The organism is Enterobacter sp. DTU_2021_1002640_1_SI_PRY_ASU_LCPMC_013, assembly GCF_032389435.1.
GTDB lineage: Bacteria > Pseudomonadota > Gammaproteobacteria > Enterobacterales > Enterobacteriaceae > Enterobacter > Enterobacter hormaechei_C.
Map to the genome: position 1 here is coordinate 220,809 of NZ_CP135594.1, position 19,012 is coordinate 239,820.

At 55.1% G+C, this 19,012-nt stretch carries 17 protein-coding genes and 1 tRNA gene; 9 read left to right on the forward strand and 9 right to left on the reverse strand.

Translation table 11 applies throughout. The features are described 5' to 3' along the window. Position 1: 1 nt before the first annotated feature. On the reverse strand, positions 2-289 hold the full coding sequence (locus RS584_RS01090; RefSeq protein ID WP_003860776.1) for an HTH-type transcriptional regulator: 288 nt from the start codon (positions 287-289) through the stop codon (positions 2-4). Between the two features lie 330 nt (positions 290-619). Here RS584_RS01090 and RS584_RS01095 point away from each other — a divergent pair, with 330 nt between their 5' ends. Together RS584_RS01095 and cspA are read left to right on the forward strand one after the other, a co-directional pair. Then, positions 620-1,330 carry a DUF3053 domain-containing protein gene (locus RS584_RS01095; RefSeq protein WP_017383576.1) on the forward strand — a complete coding sequence of 237 codons (711 nt, stop codon included), beginning with the start codon at positions 620-622 and terminating at the stop codon, positions 1,328-1,330. Positions 1,331-1,574: 244 nt separating this feature from the next. Then, on the forward strand, positions 1,575-1,787 hold the full coding sequence (gene cspA, locus RS584_RS01100) for an RNA chaperone/antiterminator CspA (RefSeq protein ID WP_003860775.1): 213 nt from the start codon (positions 1,575-1,577) through the stop codon (positions 1,785-1,787). Between the two features lie 58 nt (positions 1,788-1,845). Here cspA and ghrB read toward each other — a convergent pair whose 3' ends face one another. The 6 genes from ghrB to RS584_RS01130 form a co-directional block, all read right to left on the reverse strand. Next, entirely contained in the window at positions 1,846-2,820 is a 975-nt protein-coding gene (gene ghrB / locus RS584_RS01105) for a glyoxylate/hydroxypyruvate reductase GhrB (protein ID WP_315748801.1), read from the reverse strand. A 27-nt stretch (positions 2,821-2,847) separates the two neighbouring features. Next, the gene (locus tag RS584_RS01110; RefSeq protein ID WP_001089079.1) at positions 2,848-4,128 is read right to left on the reverse strand and encodes an MFS transporter; all 1,281 of its coding nucleotides are present in this window, start codon (positions 4,126-4,128) and stop codon (positions 2,848-2,850) included. Between the two features lie 117 nt (positions 4,129-4,245). Continuing rightward, complete coding sequence (locus RS584_RS01115) at positions 4,246-5,184, reverse strand: sugar kinase (RefSeq protein WP_108394223.1); 939 nt, start codon at positions 5,182-5,184, stop codon at positions 4,246-4,248. A 3-nt stretch (positions 5,185-5,187) separates the two neighbouring features. Beyond that, a complete protein-coding gene (locus RS584_RS01120; RefSeq protein ID WP_033486944.1) occupies positions 5,188-5,937 on the reverse strand; it encodes a sugar phosphate isomerase/epimerase family protein in 750 nt (249 codons plus the stop codon). 102 nt (positions 5,938-6,039) lie between these two features. Next, on the reverse strand, positions 6,040-7,056 hold the full coding sequence (locus RS584_RS01125) for a LacI family DNA-binding transcriptional regulator (RefSeq protein ID WP_315748803.1): 1,017 nt from the start codon (positions 7,054-7,056) through the stop codon (positions 6,040-6,042). Positions 7,057-7,235: 179 nt separating this feature from the next. Next, positions 7,236-7,898 carry an OmpA family lipoprotein gene (locus RS584_RS01130; RefSeq protein ID WP_015569987.1) on the reverse strand — a complete coding sequence of 221 codons (663 nt, stop codon included), beginning with the start codon at positions 7,896-7,898 and terminating at the stop codon, positions 7,236-7,238. Between the two features lie 122 nt (positions 7,899-8,020). Here RS584_RS01130 and RS584_RS01135 point away from each other — a divergent pair, with 122 nt between their 5' ends. After that, positions 8,021-10,390, forward strand: coding sequence for a molybdopterin guanine dinucleotide-containing S/N-oxide reductase (locus RS584_RS01135; protein ID WP_315748805.1), 2,370 nt, complete (start codon positions 8,021-8,023; stop codon positions 10,388-10,390). Here RS584_RS01135 and RS584_RS01140 read toward each other — a convergent pair. Both RS584_RS01140 and tag read right to left on the reverse strand, forming a co-directional pair. Further along, complete coding sequence (locus RS584_RS01140; protein ID WP_047057048.1) at positions 10,359-10,799, reverse strand: N-acetyltransferase; 441 nt, start codon at positions 10,797-10,799, stop codon at positions 10,359-10,361. The two genes, RS584_RS01135 and RS584_RS01140, sit on opposite strands and share 32 nt — an antisense overlap. Beyond that, positions 10,777-11,358 (reverse strand): DNA-3-methyladenine glycosylase I, encoded by a 582-nt coding sequence (gene tag / locus RS584_RS01145; RefSeq protein WP_047057050.1) that lies wholly within the window; start codon positions 11,356-11,358, stop codon positions 10,777-10,779. Before tag ends, RS584_RS01140 begins: the two co-directional genes overlap by 23 nt. Before the next feature lie 160 nt (positions 11,359-11,518). On the opposite strand from tag, the gene RS584_RS01150 reads away from it, so the two are divergent. From RS584_RS01150 to dppB, 6 genes are all read left to right on the forward strand, one after another. Beyond that, on the forward strand, positions 11,519-12,061 hold the full coding sequence (locus RS584_RS01150; RefSeq protein WP_045342706.1) for a lipase: 543 nt from the start codon (positions 11,519-11,521) through the stop codon (positions 12,059-12,061). Between the two features lie 237 nt (positions 12,062-12,298). Next, positions 12,299-13,501 (forward strand): MFS transporter, encoded by a 1,203-nt coding sequence (locus RS584_RS01155; protein WP_015569982.1) that lies wholly within the window; start codon positions 12,299-12,301, stop codon positions 13,499-13,501. Between the two features lie 238 nt (positions 13,502-13,739). After that, entirely contained in the window at positions 13,740-15,434 is a 1,695-nt protein-coding gene (gene eptB, locus RS584_RS01160) for a kdo(2)-lipid A phosphoethanolamine 7''-transferase (RefSeq protein ID WP_045342707.1), read from the forward strand. A gap of 91 nt (positions 15,435-15,525) precedes the next feature. Then, positions 15,526-15,602, forward strand: a tRNA-Pro gene (locus tag RS584_RS01165). A 621-nt stretch (positions 15,603-16,223) separates the two neighbouring features. Then, positions 16,224-17,831, forward strand: a complete 1,608-nt coding sequence (gene dppA / locus RS584_RS01170) for a dipeptide ABC transporter periplasmic-binding protein DppA (protein ID WP_003860756.1) — start codon at positions 16,224-16,226, stop codon at positions 17,829-17,831. A gap of 161 nt (positions 17,832-17,992) precedes the next feature. Next, positions 17,993-19,012: a dipeptide ABC transporter permease DppB gene (gene dppB, locus RS584_RS01175; protein WP_006810536.1), complete on the forward strand. Its 1,020-nt coding sequence runs from the start codon at positions 17,993-17,995 to the stop codon at positions 19,010-19,012.

The window sequence follows — 19,012 nt, forward strand, 5'->3', positions numbered from 1 at the left end:
ATCAGGCTAACTGCTTGCGAAGGTCAGGGTTTGCCTGGATCAGGCGCATCAGCTTTAGCTCGGCTGGGGTTGGTTTTTCACGTTTTGACTCCCACTCCAGCACCATCGCTACGCTGACACCCATCGCTCTTGCGAATTCATCTGTTTTCAGGCCCGATCCTTTGCGTAAACGCTCAAATTCACTAAAAGGATTGGACTTTTGATTCAGGGTAACCGTCGGCGGTACATCTTTAAAAATAATCTGTTCCAGGCTGCTCAGCAGCTCAAACTCAGGATCTTTTAATTCCATTGAGAACTCCTCATAAATCACACATCGGGATCATGAACATCAGAGAGCCTGTTAAGAATAGTCCCTAAACCAGACACAGGATCGTCACGGCTGTGATTAATTGTGCGATAACGATCGCTTTACGCGTTTCAGCTATATGGATAGTTATGCTAATTACCTGATTAGTCATATGTAGGGATGCACAGGTATTTTTTTGTAAATAGTCAGTACAAAAACGGGAATACCCGTTTTGCATGAAAACTCTATCTTGCAAGGCTGACCTGGACTATCCTTGTCAGCGTTGGGCACGCGTGTGCCGGTGTGCGCTTTTTGGGTGAAAGGAGTAATAAAATGGCGACAGGAAAGTCCTGCTCTCGCTGGTTTGCGCCTATTGCGGCGTTGTTGATGGTTGTTAGCCTGAGTGGGTGTTTCGATAAAGAAGGCGATCAGCGCAAAGCGTTTATCGATTTTCTACAGAATACAGTGATGCGTAGCGGCGAGCGTTTACCAACGCTGACTGCGGATCAGAAAAAACAGTTTGGTCCATTCGTGTCGGATTACGCCATTCTGTATGGCTATTCACAGCAGGTAAGCCAGGCGATGGATTCCGGTATTCGCCCGGTAGTGGATAGCGTGAATGCCATCCGCGTTCCACAGGATTATATGACCCAGCGCGAACCGCTGCGCCAGTCAAATGGCGCGCTTGGGGTACTGAGCCAGCAGCTGCAAAATGCCAAAATGCAGGCTGATGCGTCGCGTTCCGCGTTGAAGCAGGGCGAGGATCTCAAACCGGTCTATGACCAGGTGTATGAGAAAGTCGTGACCAAGCCGTCAAACGCCTTGCAACCGCTGATCCCGGCGGCGCAGGTCTTTACTCAGCAGCTGGTTCAGGTGGGTGACTTTATTAGTGAACAAGGTACGCAGGTGAGCTTCGTCTCTAACGGTATCCAGTTCCCGACCTCCCAGCAGGCGAGCCAGTACAACGCGCTGATCGGGCCGCTCGCGTCCCAGCATCAGGCCTTTAGCCAGGCCTGGAGCGCAGCGGTCGCTGCTACGGAATAAGAAAACCCCCCGCTTCGGCGGGGTTTTTTTTATGCTTGATGAAAATAACGCTTGTCATTCATCTACCACATCGGTATAACTATGTTCGTCGGTTTGTTACACAGACCTAAAGCAGTTTAGTAAAGCAGTCCAGATTGTTATCCATAGATACCCTTCGTAGTGACCCTTCCTTCATCGCTTAAAAATCTGTAACGCAATCCATCAAGCCGGAAGGCACAATATATTTGTTAATAAGGTAATTTCTATGTCTGCTAAAATGACTGGTCTGGTAAAATGGTTCAACGCTGATAAAGGTTTCGGCTTCATCACTCCTGACGATGGCTCTAAAGACGTGTTCGTACACTTCTCTGCTATCCAGAACGATGGCTACAAATCTCTGGATGAAGGTCAGAAAGTTTCCTTCACCATCGAAAGCGGCGCTAAAGGCCCAGCAGCTGGTAACGTTGTAAGCCTGTAAGCTTCCAACCCAGTAGCACAAAATTCAAAAACCCGCCTTCTGGCGGGTTTTTTCGTTTCTACTGTTGTATCTGTGGGTTAACGCAGTTCTTATCCACTTTACCGCCGAGCGCGGCAATCAGGTTATCCACGGCGGTCGCCGCCATATTGTAGCGTGTTTCATGAGTGGCAGAGCCGATGTGGGGCAGGGCGACGACGTTCGGCATGGTCAGTAGCGGAGAATCCACCGGCAGCGGCTCCTGTTCAAACACGTCCAGACCGGCGGCGTGGATCTCACCGTTTTGCAGTGCCTCAATCAGCGCCTTCTCATCGACCACCGGACCACGACCCGCGTTGATGAAAATGGCCGATTTCTTCATCTTTTCAAACGCCGCTTTGCCGATGAGATGACGCGTTTCATCCGTCAGCGGCAGGATCAGGCAGACAAAGTCGGCTTCCTGCAACAGCGTATCAAGCTCGCAGTAGCGGGCATTGAAACGTTCTTCAGCTTCAGTGTGGTGACGGCGTGCGTTATACAGGATGGGCATGTTGAAGCCGAAATGCGCGCGCTGTGCCAGTGCCAGACCGATGCGCCCCATCCCAACAATCCCCAGCGTTTTGCCATGAACGTCCACGCCGAACCAGTCCGGGCCAATGCTTTTCGTCCATTCGCCCGCTTTCACGCGCTCGGCCACTTCCACCACGCGACGCGCGGTACTGAGCACCAGCGCCATCAGCGTGTCGGCGACGGTCTCCGTCAGGGCATGCGGCGTGTGCATCAGCAGGATGCTGCGCGCGTTTAGCGCATCCACGTCGAAATTGTCGTATCCCACCGAAACGGTTGAGGTAGCACGAAGCTTCGGCATTTTCTCCAGCAGCGCTGCATCCACCTTTTCGCTCGAACCCAGCAGGCCCTCGGCGCTGGCAAACGCGTCGGCGTGCTGTGCCACGGTTTCCGGGCTGAGGTTCTTGACCCGGGTAACGGTAAAGTGTTCTTCCAGGCGTTTTTGCAGGTCTTCGGGCAGTACTTTGTACAAAATGACGGACGGCTTCATGCTAATCTCCGTTGATTTTAAAAGGATTCAGGCGTGGCGTGCGCCGACGGGTAGCTGTTGATTATTAGCAGGCTTAACAATCAGAGTAAGCCATACCGAGGCAAAAAGCGCCACCCCCATAAAGATGTAAGAGGCCGATGGGCTGCCGGTGGCGCCGTTCAGATAGCCCACAAACCACGATCCAAAGAACGAACCCAGCGCGCCCATACTGTTGATCAACGCCATCGCGCCCCCTGCGACGTTACGCGGCAGCATTTCCGGGATGATGGCAAAGAACGGACCATACGGGGCATACATGGCCGCACCCGCAATCACCAGCAGCGTATACGAAGCCCAGAAGTGGTTCGCGCCTACGGCCCAGGAGCCAATGAAGGCAAAAGCAGCGATCAGCAGCAGTGGCCAGACGAACAGCTTACGGTTTTGCAGCTTGTCCGATGCCCAGGAGACGATAATCATCGCGATGGTCGCAGCCAGGTAAGGCACCGATGACAGCCAGCCCACTTCCACCATGCCAAGGTTTTCACCGCCGCTGCGGATAATCGACGGCAGCCACAGCACAAAGCCGTACACGCCAATACTCCAGGTAAAATACTGTGCGCACAGCAGAATAACGTTCCGTGAGCGGAAGGCTTCGCCATAGTTACGCACCGCTTTCAGCCCCTGCTGCTCTTTATCCAGCTGCGCCTGGAGTGCGGCTTTTTCGTCCTCAGAAAGCCATTTCGCCTGGGCTGGCTTATCTTTCACCAGCACCCACCAGCAGAAGGCCCAGATAATCGCAGGAACCCCTTCGATGATGAACATCTCGCGCCAGCCGAAGGACTGGATCAGGTAGCCGGAAACCACCGACATCCACAACACGGTGACCGGGTTACCGAGTATCAGGAACGTATTGGCACGTGAACGCTCAGATTTTGTGAACCAGTTGCTGATATAAATCAGCATTGCTGGCATGACGGCCGCCTCAACCACGCCGAGAATAAAGCGAATAGCCGCCAGAGCAGGAATGTTATTCACCACGCCAGTAAGCGACGCACAGGCACCCCATAAGATCAGGCAGATGAAAATGAGCTTTCGCACGCTGCGGCGTTCAGCGTAAATCGCGCCGGGGATCTGGAAGAAGAAATAACCCAGGAAGAAGAGGGCACCCAGCAGGGAGGAGACCCCTTTGGTGATCCCGAGGTCTTCGTTGATCCCGGCGGCGGATGCGAAACTGAAGTTGGCACGATCCAGGTACGCCAGGCTGTACGTGATAAACACGATTGGCATGATGTACCACCAGCGTTTTACTGCATTGGTCGAACTGTTCATAGGCTTGCCTCTGTTGTTGAGGTTGTTGCCGCCGTTGTCTGTAGGGTACACGGTGGCTTAATTATCTGGTGCGGATTGCTGCCCTCACCCAGGCCTTCTCCCACAGGGAGAGGGAATTTAGACGCCGAGCTCTGCTCGTGTTGGTAATCCTTCGCTGTCGCCCTGCACCTGAATCGCCAGCGAACCAATTTTGTTGCCTCGCGCCACGGCCTGCGACAGCGGTTTGCCCTCCAGCAGAGCGCTGATGACCCCGACGGCAAACCCATCGCCCGCGCCCACGGTATCGACCACGTTGTCGACTTTTACCGCAGCGACGGCGCCTTGCTCGCCGTCGGCAGTTTTGAACCATGCGCCGTCGGCACCGGTTTTCAGCACCACGGCTTTTACCCCTCTGTTGAGGTAAAAATCAGCAATGCCTTCGGGCGTGCTTTCGCCAGTGAGGATCATTCCCTCTTTTATGCCCGGCAGAACCCAGTCCGCCTGAAACGCCAGTCGGTTGAGTTTCTCAGCCATCTCCGCTTCGCTTTTCCACAGCACCGGGCGCAGGTTCGGATCGAAAGAGATCGTTTTGCCCTGCGCTTTCATTGCCGAAGCCGCGTGATCCAGTAAATCGTACGAGCTGGTCGAGAGCGCCGCCGCCACGCCGCTCAGGTGCAGGTGGCGCGCGGAGGAGAAATACGCGGCGTGATAATCATCCACGGAGAGATGGCTTGCCGCTGAGCCTTTGCGGAAATACTCCACGATGGGATCGGTTCCATTTTCAACTTTAGATTTCAGCTGAAAGCCCGTCGCAAAGCGTCCGTCGAGGGTCACGCCTGCGGCATCAATGCCCTCTTTTTTCAGTGAGTCGAGAACAAAATGGCCAAAGCTGTCATTTCCCACGCGGCTTACCCAGCCGACATTCAGCCCCAGCCGCGCAAGGCCGGTAGCAACATTCAACTCGGCGCCTGCCACGCGTTTAATGAAGTGCTCCACTGCGCTCAGCTCGCCCGTTTCGGTGGCGACAAACATCGCCATGGCCTCGCCAATAGTGATAACGTCCAGCGTCTTGTGCATGGTTTACTCCTCGCGCAGCAGGTTGACGTAATGGCGGGTGACGGCGGTGAGATCCGTCCCTTCCAGCGGAAATTCGATACCGCGTGGCGCATCGGCAGGGAGTTGATTAAGTAGATCCCGCCAGCGAGAATCGGTCTGATCCGGCGCGACGGCGCGGAACTGCGCCTTATGCGGGACTGCGGACTTGACATGAATATAGCTCACGGCGGGAGCCAGCTGACGTGCAGCCTCTTCCGGGGAGTCGCCAACCCACAGCCAGTTGCCCATATCGAACGTCAGTGTGACCGGTAGCGCCATTACCCGGCAGGCGGCTTTGAAGCGCTGCATCGGCGCGAGCTGCCCGCAGTCGGTCTGGTCGTTTTCCACCACCAGCGTCATGCCGCTTTCATCCAGCAGTGCGCGCAGGGCTTCAAGCGGCTGTTTGTCGCTGAAATGACCCAGCGAGACTTTAAGCCACAGCGCGTTCAGGGCGCTGGCTTCGCTAAGGTAGCGCGGGAGATCCGTGTTGAGGGTGCCATCGGGCATAAACAGGGGGGCCGGGGCGGAGTAGCACGCCAGTAAACCCAGCAGTTCAATGGACTCGCCGAGCGCAGGCAGGGCCATTAACTCGTCGTTGCTGAAGAGCTCGCGGCGGATTTCAACGCCATCAGCTCCTGCGCCGGCAATAACGGGAAGCATTGCCCGTTGACCGCCTGCCTGTCGCACCTGATCCGCACCATACGCGGCGGTGACCACCATAATTTTCCTGCTCATTTCCTGACTCCAGAGCGTAATCGATAGTATTACGCTAGATGGAACCGGTTCCAAAGAAAAGATCGGGATGCTGAATTTATGATCGCTGTCACGAAGGGGGAATTAACGGGCGGTTGAGCCGCGAACGATCAGCTCGCCGGAAAAAACCTGCTCGCGTACGGCGTCGCGGGTGCCTTCAATGCGGCGAACCACTTGTTCAACCGCGGCATAGCCGATCTGCCAGGTGGGTTGTTTGAGGGTGGTGATGCCTACGCCAGCAAGTTCTGCCCACTCCAGTTCATCAAAGCCGAGTAAGCCGATGTCGCTGCCCCAGTGCAGGCCAATGCGTTTAAGCGAGCGGGCAACCTGAAGCGTCAGCGCCCCGTTCGCGGAGATCACCGCCTTGCGCATACCCCGATGGCGGGTATGGAACTGGCGGAGGGTATTATCCAGCTCCCCGGCTTCATGCAGGGGGATTTCGGCATTCTCGGCGATCACGCCGGGATATCGCGCCAGCGTGGCACGAAATGCAGCCAGGCGGTCGCGGCGGGTGTTAACCATGCCCAGCGGTTCGCTCAGGAATAAAATGGCTTCGAAGCCCTGTTCAATCAGGTGCTCAGTGGCGGTGGTAGCCGCCTGGGTGTTATCCAGCCCGACCACATCGCAGGCAAATTCCGGGATTTTTCGGTCAATAAGCACCATTGGCAGAGACGATTGTTGCAGACGATTTAGCCCCTCTTCTCGCATCCCGACGGCATTCACCACAATCCCTTCCACCTGATAGCTGCGCAGCAGATCGAGGTAATGCAGCTCCTGATCAACCTCGTTATTGGTGTTACAGACCAGCGGGGTAAAGCCTTTCTCACGGCACGCCGCTTCGATGCCGCTGAGGACGTTTACGGAGTAGGGGTTGGTGATATCGGCGATGATGAGGCCAATCAGACGGGTGCGACCCCGCTTGAGGCCGCGCGCCATCAGGCTGGGACGGTAGTCGAGATCGGCAATGGCCTGTTCGATTCGCGCCAGCAGCGCATCGGAAAGCAGGTGTTTCTCGCCGTTGAGGTAGCGTGAAATGCTGGTTTTACCGGTTTTGGCGGCTTTCGCCACGTCGCTGATGGTGGCCCGGGTTGGTTTGATCATCGCTGATTTCCCTGAATTTAGTGAGAATACCTTAGCGGGAAAATCTGGCGAATCAAGCAATTTACCGGGTGGCGCTGCGCTTACCGGAGGTTGCGGTCTGATGTCCTCACCCCAACCCTCTCCCACGGGAGAGGGCGCAAACACTAAAAACGGCAACGGGGTTGCCGTTTTGCTTTTACCTACTGCACCGGGCTTAACGTAATCTCAACGCGGCGGTTCTGCGCTTTGCCTTCCGCCGTGCTGTTGCTGGCGATCGGGTTAGCCGGACCCATACCGCTGGTGCGGATGCGGTTCGCTTCTACGCCCTGGGCGATCAGCGAGCTGGCCACGGAATCGGCACGCTGCTGGGACAGACGCATGTTCAGATCCTGGCTGCCGGTGCTGTCGGTGTAGCCAATCACGTTCACGGCAGTTTTATTGTACTCTTTCAGCACTGCGGCCACGCCGGTCAGGGTGTTCGCGCCGGCGGGTTTCAGCGTCGCGCTGCTGCTGTCAAAGGTCACGTTGTTTGGCATGTTCAGGATGATGTTGTCACCGCTGCGCGTCACGCTCACGCCCGTACCTTTCATTTTGTCACGCAGTTTTGCTTCCTGCACGTCCATGTAATAACCCACGCCGCCGCCCAGGGCTGCGCCTGCCGCTGCGCCAATCAGCGCACCTTTGCCACGATCTTTCTTGGAGGAGGAGAGTGCGCCAACGCCAGCGCCCACCAGGGAACCAATACCCGCGCCAATGCCGGATTTGCCCGCTTCGCGTTCACCGGTGTAAGGGTTGGTTGTGCAGCCAGAAACAGCCAGTGCGCCGCTCACCAGAGCGGCAATAACGAGTACGCGTTTTTTCATCTTATTTCCTTAATCCTTTTTATTCTTTGCCACGATGGACGTGGCAGTGGATTATGACGTCCGGATACGGAGAAAATTCAGTGTATAACTCTGAAATTTGTCACAAACGATAAACTGCCTCAATGAAAGGCCGAAACACCTGCACGCAACCAGGAGCGCACGCTTTGAGCACCTCAACAAAAACCATTCTGACCGCCGCCCACTGGGGGCCGATGCTGGTCGAAACCGATGGCGACACTGTGCTGTCGTCTCGCGGGGCTTTGCCTTCGCGCCATCTCAACTCTTTACAGACCGTCGTTCGCGATCAGGTACACAGTAAAACCCGCGTCCGCTGGCCGATGGTGCGTAAAGGCTTTCTGGCGTCACCGGATAAGCCGCAGGGTATTCGCGGGCAGGATGAGTTCGTACGCGTGAGCTGGGACGACGCGCTGGCGCTGATCCATACCCAGCATAAACGCATTCGCGACAGCTATGGCCCGTCGTCCATTTTTGCCGGCTCCTATGGCTGGCGCTCGAACGGCGTGCTGCATAAGGCCGCAACCCTGCTGCAACGCTATATGAGCCTGGCCGGAGGATACACCGGCCATCTGGGTGATTACTCGACCGGCGCGGCGCAGGCGATCATGCCGTATGTCGTGGGCGGGAATGAGGTTTATCAGCAGCAGACCAGCTGGCCGCTGGTGCTGGAGCATGCGGAGGTGGTGGTGCTCTGGAGCGCCAACCCGCTCAATACCCTGAAAATTGCCTGGAATGCGTCCGACGAGCAGGGCGTTTCCTACTTTGATGCGCTGCGCAAAAGCGGCAAGCGCATCATCTGTATCGATCCGATGCGTTCTGAAACGCTGGATTTCTTCGGCGACAGCGCCGAGTGGATCGCGCCGCATATGGGCACCGACGTGGCGATGATGCTGGGCATCGCCCACACCCTGGTGGAGAACGGCTGGCACGATACGGAATTTCTGGCGCGCTGCACCACGGGCTTCGATAAATTTGCCGACTACCTGACGGGACAAACCGACGGTATCGCCAAAACCGCAGAGTGGGCTGCGGCGATTTGCGGCGTTGATGCCGTTAAAATCCGCGAACTGGCGGCGTTATTCCATAGCCGTGTCACGATGCTCATGTCCGGCTGGGGGATGCAGCGCCAGCAGTTTGGCGAGCAGAAGCACTGGATGCTGGTGACGCTCGCCGCGATGCTCGGGCAGATTGGCACACCCGGCGGCGGTTTTGGGCTTTCCTATCACTTTGCTAACGGCGGCAACCCGACGCGAAAAGCCGCGGTGCTGGCCTCCATGCAGGGCTCGGTGCAGGGTGGCGTGGACGCGGTAGATAAAATTCCGGTGGCACGCATTGTTGAAGCCCTGGAGAACCCAGGCGGGTTTTATCAGCACAACGGCCAGGATCGGCATTTCCCGGATATTAAGTTTGTCTGGTGGGCGGGTGGGGCCAACTTCACCCATCACCAGGATACTAACCGCCTGATCCGCGCCTGGCAGAAACCGGAGCTGGTGGTGATCTCGGAGTGCTTCTGGACCGCGTCAGCGAAACATGCCGATATCGTTTTGCCCGCCACGACCTCGTTCGAGCGTAACGATCTCACCATGACGGGGGATTACAGTAATCAGCATATGGTGCCGATGAAGCGCGTCGTGGCTCCCCGGGATGAAGCGCGGGATGATTTTGATGTCTTTGCCGACCTGAGTGACATGTGGGAAGCGGGCGGTCGGGAGCGTTTCACCGAGGGCAAAACCGATCTGCAATGGCTGGAAACGTTTTACCAGATTGCCAGCCAGCGCGGGGCTGCGCAGGGCGTGACGCTGCCGCCATTCGCTGAGTTCTGGGAGGCGAACCAACTCTTCGAAATGCCGGAAAGCGAGCAGAATGCGCGGTTTGTGCGCTTTGCTGACTTCCGTCGCGATCCGGAGAATCACCCGCTAAAAACCGAAAGCGGGAAGATTGTGATCTACAGCGAACGCATCGCCAGCTTTGGCTACGCGGACTGTCCGCCACATCCGGCGTGGCTGGAGCCGGACGAATGGCATGGCAATGCGCAGCCGGGGCAGCTTCAGCTGCTGTCTGCCCATCCCGCCCATCGTCTGCACAGCCAGCTCAACTATTCGGCTTTGCGCGAGCAGTATGCGGTGGCCGGTCGTGAGCCGATTGCGCTGAATAGCGATGACGCAAAGGCGCGGGGGATTAACCACGGCGACCTCGTTCGGGTCTGGAACGCGCGCGGGCAGGTGCTGGCAGGCGCCGTGGTGAGTGACGGGATCCGCCCTGGCGTTTTCTGCATTCATCAGGGCGCATGGCCTGATCTGGCGCTGGACGAGGGCGGTATTTGTAAGAACGGCGCCGTAAACGTGCTGACCAAAGATCTCCCCAGCTCGAAGCTGGGGAATGGCTGCGCGGGGAATACGGCGCTGGCATGGGTGGAGAAATATGAGGGGCCGGCGCTTACCCTTACGGCGTTTGATCCGCCTGCCAGCTCATGATCCACGTCGGGTGTTGGGTATCATCCTGCCAGGCGCTGTCTTCGATGCGAAAACCCTGAGCATGATAGAAATTCACCGCCCGCACGTTTTTCTGATACACCTCCAGAGTTAAATACGGATAGTGCTGCTGAACGTGGTTCAGCAGCGCACGCCCGATCCCCTTTCCGATGAACGCCGGGGCGACAAACAACGCCCCCACGAACTGGAACTGCATGACGCTGATAAAACCGCACAGGGTACTGTTTTCTTCCCAGACCCAGGTCTCGGCGGCGGGAAGGTATTCATCCCGCACTACCGCTTCATTCGCTTGCCAGTAACTTGCGTCGATAAACGGATGCGCCTCGGTGGTGCTCTCCAGCCACAGACTCAAAAGCGGAGCGGTGTCCTCACTTTGCCATTTGCGGATCATGGTGGCCCTCCGGATGGCAGAAGCAGTCCGTAATGTGGTCATTGACCAGCCCGCAGGCCTGCATAAAGGAGTAACAGATGGTGGTGCCCACAAACTTAAAGCCGCGTTTTTTCAGCGCTTTCGACAGGGCATCTGAGGCGGGGGTCGACGTTGGGATCTCTGCAAGCGTGGCGGCCTGCGTCACCTTCGGCTCGTTATCCACAAACGACCAGACGAATGCTGAGAAGGGTTCGCCGTTTTGCTCCATCGCCAGATAAGCACGCGCGTTACCAATAATGGCCTGAATTTTACCGCGATGGCGGATGATACCGGTATCCAGAACCAGCCTTTCCACGTCGTCGTCGTTCATGGCGGCAACCGCTACCGGATCGAACTGGTGGAAGGCTTTGCGATAGTTCTCACGCTTTTTCAGAACGGTGATCCACGACAGTCCGGCCTGCTGGCCTTCAAGGCAAATCATTTCAAACAGTTTTTTACCGTCGGTTTCCGGTACGCCCCATTCCTTGTCGTGATAATCGATATAAAGCTGATCCTGGCTTACCCAGCCGCAACGTTGCATAGGTCATCTCCCTTCCTGATACGGTAAACGCAAAAATTTCAATCTGCCCGGCTTGACGTGTCTGCTAAAGAGACAATAGTTAATACAGGGCTATACGCCCTAATACCTCTTCGAACAATGACATATATCGCCGAACTCGGCTCTTTCTGGAGTCGCTTTGATGATGATAAAAAAAATCAGTGGTCGCCATGCTGCTTCTGGCCTGGTGGGTGTTTCAGTCTGCCTGCTTTTTTGTAACACCGCTTTTGCGTGGCAACAGGAATATATCGTTTCAGATGCTCAAAGTAATACGACGGAACGCTATACATGGGACGCCGATCACCAACCTCGTTATGAAGATATTCTCGCGGAGCGTATTAACCGCACGCAGAATGCTGCGGGGTTTACCCTGAACGATCCCTCCGGTTCGGATGCGGAAACCGTTCTGAGCGTTGGCTGGAATTTTCCCGTGGCGGGACATTTCACCACCGGACCCGTAATGGCGTGGCGCACTGATGGCGCTCCCCCCGCACCAGTGAATGCGTTTGAGGATACAACCACCACGCAGTCGCTTACCGATCCACTCTGGCATGCCAGCGTGAACTCATTGGGGTGGCGTGTCGATACGCAGTATGGTGATTTACACCCTTGGGCGAAGATCAGCTATAACCAGCAAACTGAAGAAGAATATTTATATACGCTGGGATTGAGCGCCAAATTTTAAAGGGTTGTTACTTTTTAAACGCTGCGGTAACATATTTAATACAATAACGGCGAGGGCTGTAGCGATAGTGACCACTCACCTTTGAGCTTTTTCTTCTCCGGCAAGGTCATTCATTCCCGCTTCCAGGCATTTCATTCCGTTTCTCCTGCATTTCATGCCGTTTTACCCCTGGCGTTATAGGGTTTTGTTTATCGTGTCCTCAGCGAATTTCCTTAATTTATCTTGCAGGACACTGCCATGAACACATCAACTTATAACCGCACGCGTTGGCTGACGCTATTCGGCACCATCGTTACCCAGTTCGCACTGGGATCGGTCTATACCTGGAGCCTGTTTAACAGCGCCCTGTCTGATAAGATCGGCGCGCCGATAAGCCAGGTGGCGTTCTCCTTCGGCTTGCTGAGTCTTGGGTTAGCAATTTCCTCTTCCGTGGCGGGCAAACTTCAGGAGCGCTTCGGCGTGAAGCGTGTAACCATGGCCTCCGGGATCTTGCTGGGCGTGGGCTTCTTCCTGACGGCATATTCCGACAACCTGATGATGCTGTGGCTGAGCGCCGGGGTGCTGGTGGGGCTGGCGGACGGCGCAGGTTACCTGCTGACGCTGTCTAACTGCGTGAAGTGGTTCCCGGAGCGTAAAGGGCTTATCTCCGCGTTTGCCATCGGTTCATATGGCCTGGGCAGCCTCGGCTTCAAATTCATCGATGCGCATCTGCTGGCCTCGGTGGGGCTTGAGAAAACCTTTATGATCTGGGGCGTGATTGTGCTGGTGATGATCCTCTTCGGCGCAACGCTGATGAAAGACGCGCCGCAGCAGGAAGTGAAAACCGTTAACGGTGTGGTGGAAAATGATTTCACCCTTGCACAGTCCATGCGTAAACCGCAGTACTGGATGCTGGCGGTGATGTTCCTGACGGCCTGCATGAGCGGTCTGTATGTCATCGGCGTGGCGAAAGATATCGCGCAGGGAATGGTGAAACTGGACGCGGCGACGGCGGCGAACGCGGTAACGGTCATCTCCATCGCTAACCTCTCGGGTCGTCTGGTACTGGGTATCTTGTCTGACAAAATCGCCCGGATCCGCGTGATTACGCTGGGGCAGGTGATCTCCCTGGTGGGGATGGCGGCGCTGCTGTTCGCTCCGCTGAACGAAGCGACATTCTTTGCGGCGATAGCCTGCGTAGCCTTTAACTTTGGCGGCACCATTACCGTCTTCCCGTCGTTGGTGAGCGAGTTCTTCGGCCTGAACAATCTGGCGAAAAACTACGGTGTGATTTATCTCGGCTTCGGTATCGGCAGTATTTGCGGGTCGCTGATTGCCTCGCTGTTTGGTGGCTTCTACGTGACATTCTGCGTGATATTTGCCTTGCTGATTATTTCGCTGGCGCTGTCCACCACGATTCGTCAGCCGCAGCGCGAGGTATATAAAGAAGCGCATGCATGATTCGATAAAAAGGGGCCGCAGGGCCTCTTTTTTTATCGCCATATCACTTCCGGACTTGTTATTTTGTAAAAATTTTCATCGATTCACATTCTCTGCTGCCACTTTTCTTCCTCGCTGTGGTCTACTTATCGCGCTTGTAGACGTTTCTGATAACGGTTTATCTCGCACCTACTTACTCTGTCTGCTTTCTCAATGAGATTCGGCGGGTCTTTATACCCCTTCCCCCAGGGTTGTTTGCATGAAATATATCAGGTCTCTTACCCAGCAAAGATTGTGTCTGATGCTGGCTGTCTATATCGGTTTGTTTCTGAATGGCGCGGTGCTGTTCAGAAGAGTGGAAGGTTATTTTGAACACCTCACCGTAAGAAACGGGATTTTCGCCGCGATTGAAGTGTTTGGCTCAATTCTGGCAACCTTCTTCCTGCTACGTCTGCTCTCGCTTTTTGGCAGACGTACATGGCAGGTTCTGGCCTCGCTGGTGGTGATTATCTCTGCCGCCGCAAGCTATTACATGACATTCATGAATGTGGTCATTGGCTACGGTATTGTGGCCTCGGTGATGACCACGGACATCGATCTCTCGAAAGAGGTGGTGGGACAAGGGTTCATCGTGTGGACGATTTTGACCTGCCTGATCCCGCTCTTCTTTATCTGGAGTAATACCTGTCGCTATACCCTGTTACGCCAGCTGCGTACCCGTGGGCAACGCATCCGCAACGTCGCCGTCGTCCTTCTGGCGGGTCTGCTGGTATGGGCGCCTATTCGCCTGATGGAAAAACAGCAAAAACGGATCGAAAAAGCGACAGGCGTAGATATGCCAAGCTATGGCGGCGTGGTGGCTAACTCGTATCTGCCGTCTAACTGGCTGTCGGCGTTAGGTCTTTATGCCTGGGCTCAGGCGGACGAATCCAGCGATGTGAAATCGCTGATTAATCCGACCAAAAAGTTCACCTACCAGGCTCCGGCTGACGGGCTGGATGATACTTACGTGGTCTTCGTTATCGGCGAAACGACGCGCTGGGATCATATGGGTATTCTCGGTTATGACCGCGATACCACCCCGAAACTGGCACAGGAAAAGAACCTTGTAGCCTACCGCGGCTACTCCTGCGATACCGCCACGAAGCTCTCGTTGCGCTGTATGTTTGTTCGTGAGGGCGGTGCGAGTGATAATCCTCAGCGCACTCTCAAAGAGCAAAACGTGTTTGCTGTTCTGAAGCAGCTTGGATTTAGCTCCGATCTGTTCGCCATGCAAAGTGAGATGTGGTTCTACACCAACACCATGGCGGATAACATCGCCTACCGCGAGCAGATTGGCGCCGAGCCGCGTAACCGTGGAAAGAACGTTGATGACATGCTGCTGCTCTCTGAGATGGAACAGTCGCTGAAAAACCATCCGCAGGGTAAGCACCTTATTGTTCTGCATACCAAAGGGTCACACTACAGCTACTATCAGCGTTACACGCGCGATTTCGCCAAATGGACGCCTGAGTGCGTCGGCATTAACAAGAACTGTAGCAAGCAGGAGCTGATCAATGCCTACGATAACTCGATTCTGTATGTGGATACCTTCCTCAGCCGGGTGATCGACCAGCTTCGTGATAAGAAAGCGATTGTGATTTACGCGGCCGACCACGGCGAGTCCATCAACGAGAAAGAGCATTTACACGGCACGCCGCGTAAGCTGGCCCCGCCTGAGCAGTTCCGCGTGCCGATGATCATGTGGATGTCGGATAAGTACCTGGAAAACCCGGACAAAGCCAAAATGTTTGCCCATCTGAAGCAGCAGGCAGAGATCAAGGTACCACGCCGTCACGTTGAGCTGTACGACACCATTATGGGTTGTCTCGGCTATACCTCACCGAACGGTGGGATTAACGAAAACAACAACTGGTGTAAACTCCCTGATAACACCACAAAAGCCGCGCAGTAGCTGGTCTGGCGAGAATATCGCCAGTTGAATGGCTTTTTGAAAATAAGGGATTGACGGGGGCGCACCTCAGCAGTAAGATGCGCTCCGCATTCGGCGAGTAGCGCAGCTTGGTAGCGCAACTGGTTTGGGACCAGTGGGTCGGAGGTTCGAATCCTCTCTCGCCGACCACATTCTAAAAAGGGCTAACCGCAAGGTTAGCCCTTTTTGCATTAACGCGTTACCCCGCACGAGTCCTCAAAATACCCCTTAGCCCTGCTTCCCCCTGCCTGCTTGCGGTTTTGTGACATAATCCATTGTATTTTTTTATATATAGTTTGATCTTTTTTCGCGTTGCTTATGGATAACCTCAGCATTTTTCGCTGTGCGTTTTAACGTTCGCGGTATTTAGTGCTCAGATAATCACCATTCTGTAAGAAAATTTACCCATTCTGAATAAAACTTAATCACTGAGTGTTGCGAAATATGAAGATAATTGTGCTGCATCATGGCGAGTAGCATAAATTTCTCTGCTGAAAACTCACGGTCAGGGTTTTTTTAATCTTTGTTTGCGGTTTCTCACACTCCACGTAAATCCCCGCCACCTGTATTGACGTTTTCACATTCTGTTGACAGATTGTAGGGCACGAGGGGCATTTCAGGGAGGATCTGCGCTGCAACTCAAACGCTCTTCTGAAAGGATTCTCTATCCCTTTTAACGCCTTCGGGCATCACCGACCGGACCGGGTAAAAAATAAATAAAGGTCAGGCGGCGTAACACAACAAAGCAAAACATCACATTGGAGCACAATAATGAGTATTTCCTTGAAGAAGTCAGGGATGCTGAAGCTTGGTCTGAGCCTGGTGGCCATGACCGTTGCAGCAAGCGTACAGGCAAAAACCCTGGTTTACTGTTCTGAAGGCTCTCCGGAAGGCTTTAACCCACAGCTCTTTACCTCTGGTACGACTTACGACGCAAGCTCTGTACCGATCTATAACCGTCTGGTTGAATTTAAAACCGGCACCACGGAAGTAATTCCTGGCCTGGCTGAAAAGTGGGATATCAGCGAAGACGGTAAAACCTATACCTTCCACCTGCGCCAGGGCGTGAAGTGGCAGGACAGCAAAGAATTTAAACCTACGCGCGACTTTAACGCCGACGACGTTGTGTTCTCCTTCGACCGTCAGAAAAATGCCCAGAACCCGTACCATAAAGTGTCTGGCGGCAGCTATGAATACTTCGAAGGGATGGGTCTGCCAGACCTGATCGCTGAAGTGAAAAAAGTGGACGATAAAACCGTTCAGTTTGTGCTGACGCGTCCGGAAGCGCCATTCCTGGCTGACCTGGCGATGGACTTCGCCTCGATTCTCTCTAAAGAGTACGCTGACAACATGCTGAAAGCCGGCACGCCGGAAAAAGTGGACCTGAACCCAATCGGTACCGGCCCGTTCCAGCTGCTTCAGTACCAGAAAGATTCCCGTATTCTGTATAAAGCCTTCCCGGGCTACTGGGGCACCAAGCCGCAGATCGACCGTCTGGTCTTCTCCATCACGCCTGACGCATCCGTGCGTTACGCAAAATTGCAGAAAAACGAATGTCAGGTGATGCCGTATCCAAACCCGGCTGACATCGCGCGCATGAAGCAGGACAAAAATATCAACCTGCTGGAGCAGGCGGGCCTGAACGTGGGTTATCTCTCCTTCAACACCGAGAAGAAACCGTTCGATGACGTGAAAGTGCGTCAGGCGCTGACTTACGCGGTGAACAAAGAAGCGATCATCAAAGCCGTTTACCAGGGCGCGGGCGTTGCGGCCAAGAACCTGATCCCACCAACCATGTGGGGTTATAACGACGACATTAAGGACTACACCTACGATCCTGAGAAAGCGAAAGCGCTGCTGAAAGAAGCGGGCCAGGACAAAGGCTTCACCGTCGAGCTGTGGGCGATGCCGGTACAGCGTCCTTACAACCCGAACGCACGTCGTATGGCGGAAATGGTTCAGGCTGACTGGGCGAAGATTGGCGTACAGGCCAAAATTGTAACCTACGAGTGGGGCGAGTACCTGAAGCGCGCTAAAGCGGGCGAACACCAGGCGGTCATGATGGGCTGGACCGGCGACAACGGGGATCCGGACAACTTCTTCGCGACCCTGTTCAGCTGTGCGGCAGCGAAAGACGGTTCAAACTATTCTCGCTGGTGCTACAAGCCGTTTGAAGATCTGATCCAGCCGGCGCGTGCGACCGACGATCACAACAAACGTATTGAACTGTACAAGCAAGCTCAGGTTGTCATGCACGATCAGGCTCCGGCGCTGATTGTTGCTCACTCCACCGTGTACGAGCCAGTGCGTAAAGAAGTGAAGGGCTACGTGGTCGATCCACTGGGCAAACACCACTTCGAAAACGTGTCTGTTGAATAATAAGTAGGGTGTTCTCCCTCTCCCTGTGGGAGAGGGCAGGGGTGAGGGGCGTGCATGCATCCCCTCATCCTAACCCTCTCCCACAGGGAGAGGGAATTTACATTTGTGAGCAATACAGACGTCACGCCACTGGGCGTGCGTCATCAGAGAGAATCCGGGTTATGTTGCAGTTCATCCTCCGACGTCTGGGACTGGTTATCCCGACGTTTATCGGTATCACCCTTCTCACTTTTGCCTTCGTCCATATGATCCCGGGTGACCCGGTAATGATTATGGCAGGCGAGCGTGGTATCTCCCCTGAACGTCATGCGCAACTGCTGGCTGAACTCGGCCTTGATAAGCCGATGTGGCAGCAGTATCTCCACTATATCTGGGGTGTGTTGCACGGCGATTTAGGGATTTCACTGAAAAGCCGTCTTCCGGTGTGGGACGAGTTCGTGCCGCGCTTTAAAGCGACGCTGGAACTCGGTATCTGCGCCATGATCTTCGCGACCGCGGTAGGGATCCCCGTTGGCGTACTGGCTGCCGTTAAGCGTGGCTCTATTTTCGACCACACCGCTGTTGGCCTGGCACTGACCGGCTACTCCATGCCTATCTTCTGGTGGGGCATGATGCTGATCATGCTGGTCTCGGTGCAGTGGAATCTGACGCCGGTCTCCGGACGCGTCAGCGATATGGTTTTCCTTGACGACACCAACCCGTTAACCGGCTTTATGCTGATTGATACGGCGATCTGGGGCGAAGAGGGCAACTTCATTGATGCGGTTGCGCACATGATCCTGCCTGCAATGGTGTTGGGCACCATCCCTCTGGCGGTGATCGTGCGTATGACCCGCTCCTCCATGCTGGAAGTGCTGGGCGAGGATTATATTCGTACTGCCCGCGCTAAAGGCCTGACCCGTATGCGCGTCATCATCATTCATGCCCTGCGTAACGCTATGCTGCCGGTGGTGACCGTTATCGGTTTGCAGGTCGGTACGCTGCTGGCGGGGGCGATCCTGACCGAAACCATCTTCTCCTGGCCGGGTCTTGGACGCTGGCTGATTGATGCGCTGCAACGCCGTGACTATCCGGTTGTGCAGGGCGGTGTACTGCTGGTCGCGACGATGATTATCCTCGTCAACCTGCTGGTCGATTTGCTGTACGGCGTGGTGAACCCGCGTATTCGTCATAAGAAGTAA